The organism is Nitrosopumilus sp. K4 (assembly GCF_018128925.1).
Classification (GTDB): domain Archaea; phylum Thermoproteota; class Nitrososphaeria; order Nitrososphaerales; family Nitrosopumilaceae; genus HKST03.
Genome location: NZ_CP067007.1, coordinates 427,323 through 442,223, shown reverse-complemented (window position 1 = coordinate 442,223; position 14,901 = coordinate 427,323). Strand labels below are relative to the sequence as shown.

General features: G+C 33.2%; 21 protein-coding genes. 5 read left to right on the top strand and 16 right to left on the bottom strand.

The features are described 5' to 3' along the window. Positions 1-64: 64 nt before the first annotated feature. The 7 genes from NsoK4_RS02575 to NsoK4_RS10020 all read right to left on the bottom strand — a co-directional run bounded on the left by NsoK4_RS02575 (position 65) and on the right by NsoK4_RS10020 (position 6,636). Positions 65-823 carry a transporter gene (locus NsoK4_RS02575; RefSeq protein ID WP_211687832.1) on the bottom strand — a complete coding sequence of 253 codons (759 nt, stop codon included), beginning with the start codon at positions 821-823 and terminating at the stop codon, positions 65-67. A 192-nt stretch (positions 824-1,015) separates the two neighbouring features. After that, positions 1,016-1,909 carry a transcription initiation factor IIB family protein gene (locus NsoK4_RS02570; RefSeq protein WP_211687830.1) on the bottom strand — a complete coding sequence of 298 codons (894 nt, stop codon included), beginning with the start codon at positions 1,907-1,909 and terminating at the stop codon, positions 1,016-1,018. A 116-nt stretch (positions 1,910-2,025) separates the two neighbouring features. Next, positions 2,026-2,325: a hypothetical protein gene (locus NsoK4_RS02565; RefSeq protein ID WP_211687828.1), complete on the bottom strand. Its 300-nt coding sequence runs from the start codon at positions 2,323-2,325 to the stop codon at positions 2,026-2,028. 67 nt (positions 2,326-2,392) lie between these two features. Then, entirely contained in the window at positions 2,393-4,777 is a 2,385-nt protein-coding gene (locus tag NsoK4_RS02560; RefSeq protein WP_211687826.1) for a fibronectin type III domain-containing protein, read from the bottom strand. A gap of 279 nt (positions 4,778-5,056) precedes the next feature. Then, positions 5,057-5,710 carry a hypothetical protein gene (locus NsoK4_RS02555; protein ID WP_211687824.1) on the bottom strand — a complete coding sequence of 218 codons (654 nt, stop codon included), beginning with the start codon at positions 5,708-5,710 and terminating at the stop codon, positions 5,057-5,059. 49 nt (positions 5,711-5,759) lie between these two features. After that, on the bottom strand, positions 5,760-6,323 hold the full coding sequence (locus NsoK4_RS02550; protein WP_249111117.1) for a hypothetical protein: 564 nt from the start codon (positions 6,321-6,323) through the stop codon (positions 5,760-5,762). Beyond that, positions 6,313-6,636, bottom strand: coding sequence for an SHOCT domain-containing protein (locus NsoK4_RS10020; protein WP_249111116.1), 324 nt, complete (start codon positions 6,634-6,636; stop codon positions 6,313-6,315). Before NsoK4_RS10020 ends, NsoK4_RS02550 begins: the two co-directional genes overlap by 11 nt. Positions 6,637-6,957: 321 nt before the next feature. On the opposite strand from NsoK4_RS10020, the gene NsoK4_RS02540 reads away from it, so the two are divergent. Continuing rightward, positions 6,958-7,293 (top strand): hypothetical protein, encoded by a 336-nt coding sequence (locus tag NsoK4_RS02540; protein ID WP_249111208.1) that lies wholly within the window; start codon positions 6,958-6,960, stop codon positions 7,291-7,293. Between the two features lie 201 nt (positions 7,294-7,494). Further along, positions 7,495-7,896 carry an AAA family ATPase gene (locus NsoK4_RS02535; protein WP_211688828.1) on the top strand — a complete coding sequence of 134 codons (402 nt, stop codon included), beginning with the start codon at positions 7,495-7,497 and terminating at the stop codon, positions 7,894-7,896. A gap of 63 nt (positions 7,897-7,959) precedes the next feature. Here the strand turns inward: NsoK4_RS02535 and NsoK4_RS02530 are convergent, their stop codons facing one another. The 3 genes from NsoK4_RS02530 to NsoK4_RS02520 form a co-directional block, all read right to left on the bottom strand. Further along, positions 7,960-8,466, bottom strand: a complete 507-nt coding sequence (locus NsoK4_RS02530) for a YqaA family protein (RefSeq protein WP_249111114.1) — start codon at positions 8,464-8,466, stop codon at positions 7,960-7,962. A 243-nt stretch (positions 8,467-8,709) separates the two neighbouring features. After that, positions 8,710-8,859, bottom strand: a complete 150-nt coding sequence (locus NsoK4_RS02525; protein WP_211687821.1) for a hypothetical protein — start codon at positions 8,857-8,859, stop codon at positions 8,710-8,712. A gap of 155 nt (positions 8,860-9,014) precedes the next feature. Next, the gene (locus NsoK4_RS02520; protein ID WP_211687818.1) at positions 9,015-9,203 is read right to left on the bottom strand and encodes a hypothetical protein; all 189 of its coding nucleotides are present in this window, start codon (positions 9,201-9,203) and stop codon (positions 9,015-9,017) included. A 95-nt stretch (positions 9,204-9,298) separates the two neighbouring features. Here NsoK4_RS02520 and NsoK4_RS02515 point away from each other — a divergent pair, with 95 nt between their 5' ends. Further along, positions 9,299-9,832, top strand: a complete 534-nt coding sequence (locus NsoK4_RS02515; RefSeq protein ID WP_211687816.1) for a ferredoxin family protein — start codon at positions 9,299-9,301, stop codon at positions 9,830-9,832. Positions 9,833-10,209: 377 nt separating this feature from the next. On the opposite strand, the gene NsoK4_RS02510 is transcribed toward NsoK4_RS02515, so the two are convergent. Both NsoK4_RS02510 and NsoK4_RS02505 read right to left on the bottom strand, forming a co-directional pair. After that, positions 10,210-10,878 carry a universal stress protein gene (locus NsoK4_RS02510; protein WP_211687814.1) on the bottom strand — a complete coding sequence of 223 codons (669 nt, stop codon included), beginning with the start codon at positions 10,876-10,878 and terminating at the stop codon, positions 10,210-10,212. Beyond that, entirely contained in the window at positions 10,875-11,267 is a 393-nt protein-coding gene (locus NsoK4_RS02505) for a hypothetical protein (protein WP_211687813.1), read from the bottom strand. Before NsoK4_RS02505 ends, NsoK4_RS02510 begins: the two co-directional genes overlap by 4 nt. A gap of 132 nt (positions 11,268-11,399) precedes the next feature. Between NsoK4_RS02505 and NsoK4_RS02500 the strand changes: the two genes are divergently transcribed. Both NsoK4_RS02500 and NsoK4_RS02495 read left to right on the top strand, forming a co-directional pair. Beyond that, a complete protein-coding gene (locus tag NsoK4_RS02500) occupies positions 11,400-11,633 on the top strand; it encodes an Lrp/AsnC ligand binding domain-containing protein (RefSeq protein ID WP_211687812.1) in 234 nt (77 codons plus the stop codon). Positions 11,634-11,820: 187 nt separating this feature from the next. Beyond that, positions 11,821-12,393: an NADPH-dependent FMN reductase gene (locus NsoK4_RS02495; RefSeq protein ID WP_211687811.1), complete on the top strand. Its 573-nt coding sequence runs from the start codon at positions 11,821-11,823 to the stop codon at positions 12,391-12,393. Positions 12,394-12,522: 129 nt separating this feature from the next. Here NsoK4_RS02495 and NsoK4_RS02490 read toward each other — a convergent pair whose 3' ends face one another. The 4 genes from NsoK4_RS02490 to NsoK4_RS02475 are packed head-to-tail and all read right to left on the bottom strand — an operon-like array spanning position 12,523 to position 14,879. Beyond that, entirely contained in the window at positions 12,523-13,293 is a 771-nt protein-coding gene (locus tag NsoK4_RS02490; RefSeq protein ID WP_211687810.1) for a sulfite exporter TauE/SafE family protein, read from the bottom strand. A gap of 37 nt (positions 13,294-13,330) precedes the next feature. Beyond that, positions 13,331-13,957 carry a hypothetical protein gene (locus NsoK4_RS02485; RefSeq protein ID WP_211687809.1) on the bottom strand — a complete coding sequence of 209 codons (627 nt, stop codon included), beginning with the start codon at positions 13,955-13,957 and terminating at the stop codon, positions 13,331-13,333. Between the two features lie 40 nt (positions 13,958-13,997). Next, a complete protein-coding gene (locus tag NsoK4_RS02480; RefSeq protein ID WP_211687808.1) occupies positions 13,998-14,489 on the bottom strand; it encodes a DUF192 domain-containing protein in 492 nt (163 codons plus the stop codon). 39 nt (positions 14,490-14,528) lie between these two features. Beyond that, on the bottom strand, positions 14,529-14,879 hold the full coding sequence (locus NsoK4_RS02475; RefSeq protein WP_211687807.1) for a hypothetical protein: 351 nt from the start codon (positions 14,877-14,879) through the stop codon (positions 14,529-14,531). Positions 14,880-14,901 lie beyond the last annotated feature (22 nt).

Here is a 14,901-nt window from a genome sequence, read left to right as displayed (position 1 = left end):
TACCCACTTTTGTTCTTTACAGTAGAAGTTTTGAATTTAATCTAATGAAAATAAAAAAAGGGGTTTAGGCTATACAAAGTTCTATTACTTTGTGTACAGCTATTGTTCCTGAATTTGTAATTGATCCGTTACACAAGTTGTGTATGTTTCCCCAATTGGTGATTGTGTTACTATTAGAAAACAATCCTTGATTTAGGATTGTATCGAAGTTCATAACTGGACCACTATTGGTAAATGTGCCAGATGTCATGATGGTACCACTGTTAACCAAGTTCAATGAGTTGGTAAATGTGCCGCTACTAATTAGTACGCCATCTGGACCTACTTTGATAGCACCAGAGGTTGTAATTACGCCAGTGTTAGTCAAGTGGCCGTTATTTTGGATAACGCCTGTTGGGCCGTTAGTTATTGTACCTGATGATGTAAGTTCACCAAAGTTTTTGAATGGTCCGCTATTTGTTATTGTACCAGTTACACTATCAATAACACCGTTATTGGTAAATTCACCAGAGGTTGTAATTACGCCACCACTTGCAATGTGAATGGTTCCATCATTTACAATAACTCCACTGCTAGTAATGGTTCCAATATCAAAGTTGACATTTGATGCAATAACTAGTTTGTCAGTTGGTCCGATTACAAGAGTTGCAACTACACATGTAGAAGTAACAGAGTTCCAGGTTCCACCTATTGCAGGAGTTGTACAAGACACTTCATTATTGACTGTAGTAACCAATGCGGCTGCATCTTGAGCAGAAAAAGCTACCAAAGAAATCAATACTGCCAATACAGGAAGGATTAGGATTTGTTTTGTTCTTATCATTGTGTATTATATGAAAACTTTGGTATTAACTGACGCTGACACAAACGTGGTTTTCATTTACACATACAGCAACAAGGCATACAGATATGTCCGCAGTAATAATCAGATGTCAAATAATTTCAAAGTCATAACAATTACAACTATAATTCAAATATAATAAAAAATATTCATGATTTTGATCAGTAAATAAAATTACAGATTAAGGGTTTTTTGTATTGTATTTTTCCCCTTCCTCACGGTTACAGTTGATATCCCAGAAATTTCTGAGAATTTGCTTTGAGGGATATTATTTCCCATCAACATAGATGCCAGATATAACGATGAAGCAGCCTGTCCGATCGGATTCTTTCCCACAGTAGAACCACGTTTTTCAACATCAGATAATATCTTCAATGCATAGCGTTTAATTTTTTCAGAAATACCAAGATCATTGGACAGTTTAGTAAGAAATGATGAGATGTCGTATTGAGGGGGTTTAAGATTAAATTCCTCAATTAAAACTCTGATTGATTTTTGCATGTGTTTTTTTGTAATGTTACCCATCTCAGAAATCTCTTCAAGACTTCTAGGAGTCATAGTTTCTCGACATGACACATACAAAGCTGCTGCCATCAAATCATTGGAACTTCTACCTCGGATCAATTGATGTTTTTGTGCCCTTCTAAATAGAGAGCATGTGGCTTCAACAGTATTATCTGAAATGCCTAATTTTTCCTTGAGTCCGTTCAGAAAGATCAGTGATGTTGAAAGGGTTCTCTCAGATGACTGTTTTATTTTGCTTCTGCTATCTAATATTCTTAATCGATTAAATCTTGATTTGTTAAATGAGCTTAATGATTTACCTGTGGAATCTTTATCATTTCCAATGATAGACGACATTCCTTTGTCATATATTGAAAGAGATTGCCTTGATCCCGTTTGACTTTTACTCATAAAATCTTCTACACTATGAAGTGATGTTCCATCATGGTTGTCTAATTTTTCCTCTACCACAGTACCGCAATTTGCACAAAAAATTTCTCCACTAAATACATCTGTAATCAACTTGCTTTGATTACAATTATGAAATTCATATTTTTGTAACATAACTCAGCACATACATTTACACTTTAAAGATATTATCTGACGCTGACACAAACGTGATTTTCATTTACACATACAGCAACAAGGTATACAGATATGTCTGCAGTAATAATCAGATGTCAAATAATTTTTGAAATTATTTTTGCAAAGTCTTTTCCAGCGCTAGTAAGAGTAATGTTAATTTTATTGTCTTCAATGTTAGACTCGACAAGACCTTTTTTCTCCATCCATACAACATGCTTTGCAAGTCTCGCATAGTTTAGTTTGGTGTCAAGTGCCAGTTGTGTTTTTCCTTCGGCAGGATGTTCAGTCATAAATTTTACTATACGCATCAGTGTTTTCATACTAGGATCAAAGGTTGGCGCAATAGATTTGGTTTTTAGAATTTCTACTACTTTGGGTTTTACAGTTTTGCTCAATATTTTCTCAACCATAATAGAAAATTCTTACTCATAAAACACGTCTTGATGATAGGCATTCTCAGTCTCACAGTTTGAGAGATAATTTACTTTTGGCAGTAAATGCAACCATGCTCACAATTGAAACAATCAGAATTATCATTGTGATTGTTCCAAATTCAGGAACCACAGATGTGCCAATTATAGATATCTTGTCTGCGCCAGATGGAAACGAAATTGCTAGGTTTCTATAATCATCGGTTTTTACATCCGTAAATTGTGCGTCTTCCCCGTCAACAGTTACAAAGAAGGTTTTATCTTGTTCATCTGATTGTTTAGCATCAATTAATGATCTTGGCAATTGAGTATAGAGTACTCCCGCAGTGTCTCCTTTAAGGATGAATTCTAATGAGGTTGCATCTTTGTCAACTGCAATACCAAATACTTTACCACCGGTAATAACATAACTTATTGACGTATCAGTATTAAAAACAGGAAGTACTCCTGACGATGTGTATGTATCAATCGGAGTTGGTTGAATGCCTCTTGGAGTAATCACACTTGCATTGTTTGATGGATCACTTACGCCAAAGATATTCATAGATGATACTCGATACGTGTAAGTTTCGTTTTCTAAAAGTCCTGAATGAACAAATATTGTCTGAAGTCCAATATTTTGGGAAATAATATTCCAATCACTATTTGAATTGGTCTTATACTCTATTCTATATCCTGATACGGGGTATTTATCGTCATTTGAGGGAGAAACCCAAGTAAGTTGAACAGTGTCGCCAGAATAAAGATTTGCGTGAAGTCCTAGTGGGGCATCAGGTACAGATTGAATTTGGGGTGTAATATCAGGAGTAATATATGAAACACTTCCCACATCACTAGAATACCCACTACTGTCAATACTTATTCTTGTGTTTGAAATAGTTGTAGGATTGTTAAAACTAATCCATGTGTTTGAATTTGGAAGAATTTCCAAAGAGTATGTTTTGCCTTCAGAATCAAAATAAAGTACTGCACCATTTACATATGTTGAAACAGTTGCCCAGATACCATTTACTTCACTAACGATGTCAGGGAATTGAAAGTTTTTTGTTTGAGGACCAGGATTTGAAAATTCTACAGTGTTAAGTGATCCTGGAGACTGTTGACCTGTGTAAACTAGTGCGCCATTTGGAAGATAGTTTATTGAAGATGGATTTACAGCATCTAGATCCACATAACCAATACGCCCTATATCACTGGAATATATCCTGCCATCTATGTTTATTCTAACATTTGAGATGTCCATAGAATTGTTAAAACTAATCCATGTGTTTGAATTTGGAAGAATTTCCAAAGAGTATGTTTTGCCTTCAGAATCAAAATAAAGTACTGCACCATTTACATATGTTGAAACAGTTGCCCATATTCCATCTATGTCAATATTTGGAGATTGAAAATATTGTGTCTGAGGACCAGGATTTGAAAATTCTACAGTCATAGTAGAATATGGTGGTTGTTGACCTGTGTAAACTAGTGCTCCATTTGGAAGATAATTTTGTGTCTGAAATGGATAATATGATGTGTTAGATGGGGTTACAGAAACATCGTAAGAAGGAACACTTTGAGTACCTCCATCAAAAAGAGCAATTAATCTAAAAGTGTAAGTTTCTCCTGTCGTAAGTCCTGAAATAGTATAACTTGTTACAGCACCAGTATTTTCAACTGTATGAACATAGACATCATCATCTATTTTTGTATCAATTGCATATCCAATGACTCTTTCGCCATAGGTATATGATGGAGCAATCCAATTCAATTTAACTTGTGTAGGATTTACCAAAATGGATGTAATTGTAGGAAAAGTGGTTGCTTGTGGAACAGTAGATATTACATTTGAGGGAATTCCAACACCATTAGAATTAATTGCTGAAACACGATAATCGTAATTTTTCCCAGTATCAATACCTGAATGATAATACGATGTCTGCGGAGTGCCTGTATTTGAGACTAGAACATACCATTGATTCGTTACAGTACGGTATTCTATTTTGTAGCCTGTAACTATAGAATCATTGTTTTCTTGTGGTGCATTCCAATACAGAAAAACACTGGTGGGAGATGCAGGATTTGCTTGAAGTGATGTAGGGGAATTGGGAACGGTAGTGCCATCTAATGTGGTAGCGCTTAGAAACTTTGTTGGAACACTTGTACCAACTGAATTTATTGCAGAGATTTGGTAAAAGTAAATGTGATTCTTTAAAAGATTTTTGTGAGAATAGTTTGTGATTTCATTAGGGATTGTATCTAATTCTACGAACTCTCCTCCATCTACCACGTATGTAATTACATATCCAGTAATTGAGGAACCTCCATCATATGGGGCAGACCATGAAAGATTAATTTGATCATCTGAGACTGCTTGGATAAAAAAGTCGTTTGGATGATTTGGAGCATTTGCAGCACTTGCTTCTGAAGGCATAGAAAAAACAATAGCTAATGAAATAATCGACAACACTAGAAATTTTTTTGTCTGTAAGATACGCAAAATACTTTTGCAGTTATAAATCTGAGTCAACATATTTTAATTCAGAAAAATAGTAGTTAAGAGAGACGGACATATTTGTCAGTTTTGTTTACTTGTTTGTCAATACAATATACAAATTTGCCAGATTTTATTTCAAGATCATATAGATAATTCAAATCGGTTTGACAAAGACAATTGTGAAACTAGATGCAGATAGATATGAAACTCAACAGATTATATTTTTTGAACAAGTTCAAGTGGAATTTCTGCACTTCCAAAATATTCATCAATTAAAAGAAAATATTCTTTTGAAGAATCATATTCAAAATCAACATAATTCCCATATCCTTGCCCAGGTCCAAATATTATATTGATAAATTTTGTCTGTCCAGGGTTTATTCCAATATTGCCAGCAGCAAAATTAGTTGAAGAGAATTTGTATTTAGTTTCACCATCCCAGAGATGATAATTACAAGATAAAGCTCCAGAACAGTGAAGTAATATAACATCAGATGAACCTGTATTTTCAGCTAGCATTTCTAGATTAAAAACGGCCATTCCCTGCTCAGAGACTTGGACTTCTCCACCTGCATAATAATATGTAATTGGTCCAACAACAAAGATTTTTGATTTTTGTTTAAACTCTAACATCTTAATTTCATTTTTAACAGGATATGTACATTCTGCGATTAATCGAGGATTTTCTTTATTTTGGCACTGTATCAAATTTTCATAAAGAACATCCAGTCTTTTTTCAACGTCAATTGTTTCTCGTTGTTCAATTACATCATAACTTGGAGGGATATAGCTGTTAACAAATACAACTGCAATGAATGATACAACTGCAATTAATGCTAGAAATTTTTTCTTTATACACATATTTGCCATTTTTCATATTTAATAATTGGGAGAAATTACAATTCTAAAGGCTCACTGATCAGAAGTATGGATTGATGTTTGTTTTTTTCATATCTTTATCAATTACCAGTGCTTTTTTATTTTTAGGTGTTGGTACAAAATGCCAATTCACAGATACTGTTTTCTTTCCCATTAATCCCAATAATTTCCATAGTTTGTTTGATAATTGAATTCCACTTTTGTCTGTAGTTATATTTTTTAGATCTTTTCCACATTCGGCTTGGGGTCTGTGTTTCTCTCTCCAGTAGGCATCATCAAATTTATCATCCCATCCCCCGCCATTCCAAGGACCAATATGACCAATTGGCACTATTGCACTAGAAGGAAATGATAGAGTAGTTAATTGAATCCATTTTCCTTTCATGTTTGCTGCTGGCAATCCTGCAAAAACACTCTCTGTCATACTGTAGCCGTATGCAGATTTTGATAGTTTTTTTGGAATTTTTGATGCAAAAATATTAGCATTCAAATGATATTTCAGATTTTTCATACTCATTGTACTATTAACATGTGTACAAAGGATATTAGTTTGATTAGATAACCTTGCAATTTCTACTTGAAAATCTAATTGTTTATTTTCCATCTATTTTCTTTGCAGTCTTCTTGGCTGTTTTTTTTACTGTCTTAGCTGGCTTTTTTGCTTTCTTTGCAGTTTTGATAGTCTTCTTGGTTGCTTTTCCAGATGTCTTTTTTGCTTTCTTTGCAGTTATTGCAGCCTTCTGGGCTACTCTCCGTCTCAATTCAGCACGTGTCTTTTTTGCGTCATCATAGGTCAGATGCCCAAACTCTACTGCATCATCTAACATTTCATCAGCCTTTTTGATGCCATCCTCAATCGCTTTGTCAGCTCTTTTAAGAAACTTTGAAATGTGTCCTGGATTCTTTTTTGTTGCCATGTACAGTATGTGAATTCTAGAGTATTAACCAACGCTGACTTTTCTGTTACTTTTATCAACAAATTTGTATGTCTTATTAACGCAAACATAAGTTTCTCTTAATAACATGTTTAACAAAATAAGAACATGTTAATAAAAAATATCGCAGATTTGGAAAAAACATTAGGAGACAATGATGTGGAATTAAATTTAAAATTCATAAAATTATGTAAAAATAACACAATAAAAATAAGTGAGAATTATAATAAATGATTATACATGTACCTCTAATTATGGATGTTAAAATTCAGTTGGTGAATATTTTTTTTAGAATTGTCTCATATGGAAAAGACTTGTAGAATTATTTTGAATCCTTTATTCCAACTTAGTACAAGAAGTTATGACCGTGAAATCCTCCTAGTTAAACAGGCATTAACAGACTTGGAAACGGAATGTAATGTACAAAATAGATATACCATTGGAGATCCATTCAACAAATTTGGTTGGACATTTTTTAACATTCAGATTGATGAAGTTTTGACAGATATCATTGAAAAGTCGGGTATGATGAAAGGTGCATTAGGACGTAAAATTGGAGAACAAATGACTAATTTTATTGGACACTATCTAGAAACTAAAGGTAGTAACGTAAGAATAAAGATGATAAATTATGGGTAATCCATATTAAAAATATTTTTAAAACTGAAGACTTTGTATATGTCTTCTATATAGGATCCCCTCAGGAGAACAATTGAAACTCCTGTCAAAGGAGTATTCTGTTAATTACACTTTTGAGAAATGATTTATCAAGAATAATTGGTTCAATCATATTGATTAAAAATCAGAAAAGATAAGAAAATGAGCTTGGAATATGTCATTATGATAGGTATTGCATTAAGTGGGAAAACCACTTATGTCAAAGCAAATTTTACTCATGAGGAAATACGACTGTATTATTTTGACAACGACAGAAAAAAGGAGATGAATTACATTGAACAATGCCTCAAGCAAGGCAAAACCATAGTTGTTGATGATACAAATCTTACAAAAGACATTCGAAAAATGCATATCGATATGGCAAAAAAATACAATGCCAAAATGATTGGAATTTTTATGAATACCTCATCAGGAATTATTGAACAAAGAAGAACAAGGAGGCAGGATTCCTTTCCATTGGCTGCAATAAACAAACAACTAAAAGAATTTGAAACGCCCAACAAAGATGAGGGTTTTGACACATTGATAATTCATAAAAACTATGAATCTTCCAATAGAGTCTAATCTTAACATCTATGCTGTTTTGTGAAAAATGCAAAAAATATTGGAAATTTTGACATGTGTTTTTTAAAAGATCAATCCCAATCCATATACCACTGCAATAGTTTTGAAAGTCTTGCCTGTGACCATGAAAACAAGAAACTTGATAAACTTCATTTTCTTTGCACCAGCAGATATTAGAATGAAATCTCCAATAACTGGAATCCAAGATGCAAAAAATACTGCACTCCAGCCAAATTTTTCAAGTAGTTTACGGTCTCTGTTTTTCTGCTTAGTCTCCTTTTGATCTTTCTTTTTCTTGAATTTTGTAATCAGTGTGTTTCCACCAAACCCAATAAAATAATTCAACACTCCCCCGATTGCAGAGCCCAAAACTAATGCTATCCCAATTAGAATTTGATTTTCCCCACCTATCAGTAAAGCTGAAGTCAGAATTTCAGTAGGTAAAGGTATTGCAGTAGATGACAAAAAAGAATTTAGAAACAGTCCAATTATCCCATAATCCTGAAATGTGTTATTGGATAAAACATTCTGAATCTGTTGATAAATTTGCATAAATAATTCAAAACTCATACATTTCTTTACTTTTCCATGTATAATGACATTTATTCATAATTAATCCTAGGGTTGGAAGTTAATTGCATCAGCGATTCTTTTTCAAACCAATGAGATCAAATTTTTGATTTTTACCTTATGATGATTGCTCATGCAATTATTGCAGATATACTCACCAGTAGGATTTTTACAATCACATTTACACGTACATGTGTAATCATTCATTATACTTCATTAACCAATACATTACTTATAGAATCGTTAATTTTCAGTGTCAAGATTCTCCGACAAGTCATATCCATCATCTTGTTCATAATTGTTTGTTCTTATCTGCGGATTGTTTTCTTGCATTTCACCTATTTCTAAGTTTTTCCATTCTTTTTCTAATTTCGTTGGTTGTTTCTTTATCATAATTTTTTTAAGTAAACTGAATAATTAAGTAAAACTGATGTATGTGTATTGAACATTTACAAGATCGTCAGCGTTTTCTAAATACTTACTTGCAATTGTCATAATTTCAGTTATTGCTATGAAAAAACATTTTGACAAGTAAAAAAATTGAAAATCTACTCAGATAGAAAACGAATGTCTTCAGGTGAAAACCTTTCAAGTATGCCTGTAAGATAATTTTTATCTGGACCAAAAATTTGTCTGTCATTTTTTAAATTATTTAAAATTCGAATAAGAATGTCTTTGTCTCCCTTGTCATTTTGTAACAATACTATGATAGATTTCATTAATTCTTCTTCATTCATGTTGTTACTATACCGCTGTTGTAAAAATTGTTATATGTAAATTAGTTTGAACTAACTTTTTACAGCATTAAATACGATGTTAACCAAATAATACCATGCCAATAGACGATGCATTTCCAGAAGGATTCAAACCAATAGGAAAAATCAATAATGCAGACGGAAATTTTCATTTTGTTTGGGGTCCTGGAAGAGCAAATGCAGAATCTTCTACTAATGAAAATGTTAAAGCTGCTTATTCAAAAAGAGGAGAAAAACAAGAGCCTCTAGGAATAAGCGGAACAACGGTTGCAGTTGACTGGGATTCTTGTGTTGCAGATGGTGCTTGTATTGAAGCATGTCCTGTTCAGGTCTTCCAATGGTATAGAACGGAAAAAGATATTCCAGCAATAAAGGCAATTGGTGAGACTTTTGAAGGAACTGGAAGTTCTGTTAAAGATGAACGAAAAGACCACACAGACAAAGCAGATCCTATTAGAGAACATGACTGTATATGGTGTATGGCATGCGTATCAGTTTGTCCTCCTCAAGCAATCAAAGTTGATCAGTCAAATCAAGAATACCATGAAAAAGAGGCAGGCATGTTTGTCAAGATGGAATCTGGATCTGCAAACCCACATGCACATGATTAGGTGTTTAAAGATACTTTTTTCTTATTTCTTTTATAACATAATGTAAAGAATAAATCAAATAAAAAATTCCTGTCATTTTAGTTTTGTATAACACATAGTAGTTTTAACAAGAAAACAGTGGAGTTCATCAAGTTTTCAGCTCAAAGTAATGTTTACAGATTACACACTGAATTATGATTTGAAATATTTTTTCTAGAGTTTTGAGATTTCTTAATATTTTGTGTGCTGTTTGAATTTGTTTTTTTTATGTTACTAGGATGTGGGTTACATCCGCATGCATATTACATCAGAGTAACAAAACAGATGAAACTATTGTGATTAGATTACACAATTATAATTAATCATTTTTTTGAAAAGAAACTTTATTACACCAAGTATCAGTTTTCCATTCCAGCTTTTTGTTTCATTTTTGATAATGAAACACCGCCACCTTGTCTACGAAGTTTTTTTGGTTTATTCACTTTAGGTTTTCTAGTACCTAATTTTACTGATTTTTCTTTTACAATCATAACTGGAATATTTGAATTGTGCATGACATAATTTGAAACACTTCCAAAAATTAATTCTTTTAAAGCATTTTTTCCTGAAGAGCCCATCACTATCAAATCAATTTTGTATTTTATTGCTGTCTTGATAATCTCTTCAGCCTCGTCTCCTTTAACAACAAGATGTTTTGCAACAACATTTTTATCTTCACAGTAATTCTTTGCAGTTTTTATCGATTTTTCTGCATTTTGTCTCAATTCTTTCATGGCATCTTTGATAAATGAAAACTCACCTGTTGCCATATTTGGCATTACTTTGAATAATACGAGTGACGAACCCAGATATTTTGTAAGATATATTGCCACATCTAGCGTTCTTTGGGATTTTTTAGTATCATCAATCGGCACTAAAATTTTGTCAATACCTTTTCTTGAAATCTTCTTTTCTGCCTTAGTACATGCACCGCATAAGGGGAATAGTATTGATGAATTATTCAGAATTTCCCCAAGGAATGCACCACAGATGGAACACTTTACTTGTTTTTTATCATACAAATTCATGGATAGTCACCTGAAGAATTATCACGTTCAACTACTGCAATCAAAACTGATGCTGTTTCAGTTGTTGAGGAATGCGATGCTTCAACAGAATAAAAGCCAGGATCAAATGATCCTCTTGTACCAGTAATTAATGCAGTAAATGAATTTTCAACGATATCAGATTGCATCTGAATTATTTTTTCTCCATTATTAAACACATTTAATATTACAGGTTCGTAAAACTTGTTTTCAGGATCTATTGTGCCCTTAAGAAACATCCTGTCTGCAGATCCATAAGATAAACTACTTGTTTCTAATGTAATTGCAAAAACAGGAATGATATAGCTAGAAAATAACAAAACAGATACAATACTCATCAAAAATAGATTAAATGAATTAATTTTAGTCATTAATATTACTTAGTTAAAAACAATAATAAAGCATCATCAACATCAATGATTAATTTAAGCTGATATTATCAAAAAATATTTCATCTTTAATTTTCATATTCTTTTAAATAATTTGTTATGCTATAGTAAATAATGACTACAGCACATGTTTTGATAAATTGTGAAGACAGTAAAAAAAATGCCATAATCGAGAATCTAAAACATGTTGAGAGTGTAAAAGAAGTACATGGCACTTTTGGTGCATTTGACGTGATTGCAAAAATTGAGAATGACATAAAAGATAAGATACAAGAAACCGTAGCATACAATATACGTACGATGGAAGATATTCGTTCCACATTAACATTAATAGATTTAGATAAATAGAATAGATAGTTGCCAGAATTTGTATTCATTACTGTTTCAGATTAATCATTGTGAATTTTTATCTTGACATAATCACATTCCACATAGATTATCAGGTATAAAGTATTGACAGTAGTCATTAATTATAAGATATTCCTTAGTGAATAATTACTAATGATGTTAAATATCACAGAGACAGATAAAAAATATGAAACCAAAAATTCTTGCGTTTGCTGGAAGTACTAGAACGGATTCATTTAATAAAAAATTAGTCCAAATTGCTGCTACAGGTGCATCAGAAGCTGGTGCGGATGTTACAGTAATTGATCTGCGTGATTTTCAAATGCCGCTTTATGATGGAGACTTGGAACAAAATGAAGGTCTCCCTCAAAATGTACAAAGACTAAAGGAGTTAATGTCATCACAACAAGGCTTTCTAATTGCTGCGCCAGAGTACAACAGCTCCATAACAGGAGTGCTAAAAAACACCATAGATTGGACATCTCGTCAATTAGAAAACAATACTTTGAATTGTTACACAGGAAAGGTTGCAGGAATTATGAGTGCATCACCTGGTGGATTGGGAGGATTAAGAGGAATGGTACATGTTCGTGCCATTCTTGAAAACATGGGTGTGATGGTTATCCCAGAACAGATTGCAGTTTCTGCAGCACATGAAGCTTTTGATGCTGACAATTCACTTAAAGATAAGAAAACAGAAGAGAAAGTAAAGAAAATTGGTGCTAATCTCACCAGAATATTGGCAAAATTATCCAGTTAATACAATTTCACAGTTGCATTCTAACATGAGAAACTCACCATTTACCGGCCATCAGATCAAAGGATCTAATTAACAACAAGCATTACAAAATTTGTATAAAAATACATAATTTTTTTTGAGCCTAGTCAATTATCCAAATAAAAAGGTGTTTTCAGAAAAAGAGTCAAAGAAGAGCTTTATCGCACCAGCAATAATTATCACAGAGACAAGAATTTGTAAATAACGTTCTCGGATTTCAAGTGAAAGTCTTGCACCAACTAATCCACCAACAAATGAACCACTTGCCAAGAGACCAGCTTGGAAAAAATCAGGATGTCCCAAAATACTATGAACCATGATTCCAGAAAGAGAGGCAAATAACAAAATGAATTGAGATGTAGGAGCTGCTTTTTTCATTGCCATCCCCATTCCAACAACCATCAACGGAACAAAGATTATTCCTCCGCCTATTCCAAAAAAGGAGGAGATAATTCCAGCAAAAAAACTAGCACCAATTGCAAAAATCATCATCTGTTTTGTTACGTTTTTTTCCTTGGTTTCGATTTTTTTTCTCAAAAATATATACACAGCAGATGACAACAACACCAGACCAAACAATATTTTAAAAATTCCAGGCGTTACATCACTTGAAACATATGCGCCAAGCACAGTTCCAGGAACAGAAAGCAATCCAAGTTTCAATCCCAAAGAATATTCAATTCTTTTTTGACGTGAGTAAGAGAATGTAGAGGCAACAGCATTACTAAAAGCTGCAAAAAGACTATTGCTTGCAGCCAATGTTGGTGGAAATCCAAAAAATGTCAAGACAGGAACAACAATAATTCCGCCACCCAAGCCAATCATCGAACCAAGAACACCTGCTACAAATCCCAAAGGAATTAACCAAAGTTGATCAATCATATCAATTGTCAATCAAAGAATATTGTCGTATATTAGACTACTTTAAAACAATCAATGTCCACAAGTAAGAATCACCCGTCGATGTTATCTCTAAAATTAATTGATTACCAACCAAACCCGAAATTTTTGATTTTGTGCTATTCTGTTCAGATTCAACATAGTATGCTTTTGCAGCAGCAATCCAATCAGATACAGAGGCAAATCCGCCAGGTTGTTGCTCTTCCCAACAATCACAAACTAACACATCAATCAAAGTATCAAATACAGAAACAATAGTTTCTTGCCTAGAATCAATGTCAGACGTCTCAATTAGTGCTACTGCCATTTGTGGGTGTTCTGAATTGCCACCAATGTTGATATTCCCCAATGGTTCACCGTGTAAATTGGTCAGAGCACTAGTCAAACAATAATCCATAATGTGTTGATCGTTGTCCTGATCAAAATACATACAATATTGTTTTACAGTATAATCAGAAATTCGTATAGGTGTAGACATGAAAATATCTTTTGATGAAAGAACATTTTTAATAAGTTTAGAATCAGAATACGTAAATCCAATTTTATTTGTATTATCAAAATCCAGAGTATAACTTGAAGCAAAAACAACAGCAATAGATGCTAAAACAATTGTAATCATTACAGAAAATGTTTTTTTTGTATTCATAATGGATTCAAAATTAAATCAAAAGATAAGCTTTTCCAATTTAGATTGAAATTATGTTTAACTTAGAATTTTTTGTAATGTTGTGCAGATCAACAAAACCAGATGTTACCTCAAGAATATACATTGCATTGCCGTCTGGAATTATACTCTGACAAGTCATTGTTTCAATGGCAGTCTTACAAGGAGGGACATTTTTTTCAATATGAACAACATTCCCTTGACCGTCAAACCAAATCATATCTAAGGGAAATTGCATGTTAAGCATCCAAAGAGAATACAGTCCAGGTTGTTCAAAAACAAAAATCATTCCCTGATCATAAGGGAGTTGATCTTGAAACATCAAACCCCTAATTCTTCTTGGTTCAGTGTCAGCAACTTGAACTTGCAGAGGGACATCATCAACCTTTATCGTACCTCTTGGAAACTCCACAGATTCCAGTTTACTATCGCTTGGGATTGCCAATATTCCAACAATTCCAATAATCACAGCAGCAATACCCACAGGAATTAGAATTTGAGTACGTGTTGCCATTAATTTGAATTGAAAATATTCCTATTAAAAACTAGAGTGTTACATAATAGATTTTTTAAAATCATGCAGGGCAGAGAAGGTGTTTTTTGTCTCATGTCCTATGTCATGTATTGTTGCACTGTTGTATTTTTTTTCCAAGTACCTTCCAGCGACAATCATGGGACCACCAATTGCACATGTGACTCCTGTTGGTTCAGGAACCCATAACATGATAAAACCAATCTTTTGAAGTTTTTTTCCAGGGGCAGGAGCTTTCTGTAATGCGCCTAATGAGCCAGAGGCGTTTTTGTCGTCAATTTTTGCAATGTCAGAATATAGTGATGCCCGTCTTTTGGCAGAATCAGAGTATCGTTTCAATTTTTCTAAACGTGCCTTTAGAGGGTCTACCATGCCAATTATCATTTTGAAAAAA

Bases quoted from the DNA above. Each gene is read 5' to 3' on its own strand.
- NsoK4_RS02575 (WP_211687832.1), bottom strand. From the start codon at position 823: ATGATAAGAACAAAACAAATCCTAATCCTTCCTGTATTGGCAGTATTG.
- NsoK4_RS02570 (WP_211687830.1), bottom strand. From the start codon at position 1,909: ATGTTACAAAAATATGAATTTCATAATTGTAATCAAAGCAAGTTGATT.
- NsoK4_RS02560 (WP_211687826.1), bottom strand. From the start codon at position 4,777: ATGCCTTCAGAAGCAAGTGCTGCAAATGCTCCAAATCATCCAAACGAC.
- NsoK4_RS02555 (WP_211687824.1), bottom strand. From the start codon at position 5,710: ATGGCAAATATGTGTATAAAGAAAAAATTTCTAGCATTAATTGCAGTT.
- NsoK4_RS02550 (WP_249111117.1), bottom strand. From the start codon at position 6,323: ATGGAAAATAAACAATTAGATTTTCAAGTAGAAATTGCAAGGTTATCT.
- NsoK4_RS10020 (WP_249111116.1), bottom strand. From the start codon at position 6,636: ATGGCAACAAAAAAGAATCCAGGACACATTTCAAAGTTTCTTAAAAGA.
- NsoK4_RS02540 (WP_249111208.1), top strand. From the start codon at position 6,958: ATGGAAAAGACTTGTAGAATTATTTTGAATCCTTTATTCCAACTTAGT.
- NsoK4_RS02535 (WP_211688828.1), top strand. From the start codon at position 7,495: ATGATAGGTATTGCATTAAGTGGGAAAACCACTTATGTCAAAGCAAAT.
- NsoK4_RS02530 (WP_249111114.1), bottom strand. From the start codon at position 8,466: ATGAGTTTTGAATTATTTATGCAAATTTATCAACAGATTCAGAATGTT.
- NsoK4_RS02525 (WP_211687821.1), bottom strand. From the start codon at position 8,859: ATGATAAAGAAACAACCAACGAAATTAGAAAAAGAATGGAAAAACTTA.
- NsoK4_RS02520 (WP_211687818.1), bottom strand. From the start codon at position 9,203: ATGAATGAAGAAGAATTAATGAAATCTATCATAGTATTGTTACAAAAT.
- NsoK4_RS02515 (WP_211687816.1), top strand. From the start codon at position 9,299: ATGCCAATAGACGATGCATTTCCAGAAGGATTCAAACCAATAGGAAAA.
- NsoK4_RS02510 (WP_211687814.1), bottom strand. From the start codon at position 10,878: ATGAATTTGTATGATAAAAAACAAGTAAAGTGTTCCATCTGTGGTGCA.
- NsoK4_RS02505 (WP_211687813.1), bottom strand. From the start codon at position 11,267: ATGACTAAAATTAATTCATTTAATCTATTTTTGATGAGTATTGTATCT.
- NsoK4_RS02500 (WP_211687812.1), top strand. From the start codon at position 11,400: ATGACTACAGCACATGTTTTGATAAATTGTGAAGACAGTAAAAAAAAT.
- NsoK4_RS02495 (WP_211687811.1), top strand. From the start codon at position 11,821: ATGAAACCAAAAATTCTTGCGTTTGCTGGAAGTACTAGAACGGATTCA.
- NsoK4_RS02490 (WP_211687810.1), bottom strand. From the start codon at position 13,293: ATGATTGATCAACTTTGGTTAATTCCTTTGGGATTTGTAGCAGGTGTT.
- NsoK4_RS02485 (WP_211687809.1), bottom strand. From the start codon at position 13,957: ATGAATACAAAAAAAACATTTTCTGTAATGATTACAATTGTTTTAGCA.
- NsoK4_RS02480 (WP_211687808.1), bottom strand. From the start codon at position 14,489: ATGGCAACACGTACTCAAATTCTAATTCCTGTGGGTATTGCTGCTGTG.
- NsoK4_RS02475 (WP_211687807.1), bottom strand. From the start codon at position 14,879: ATGGTAGACCCTCTAAAGGCACGTTTAGAAAAATTGAAACGATACTCT.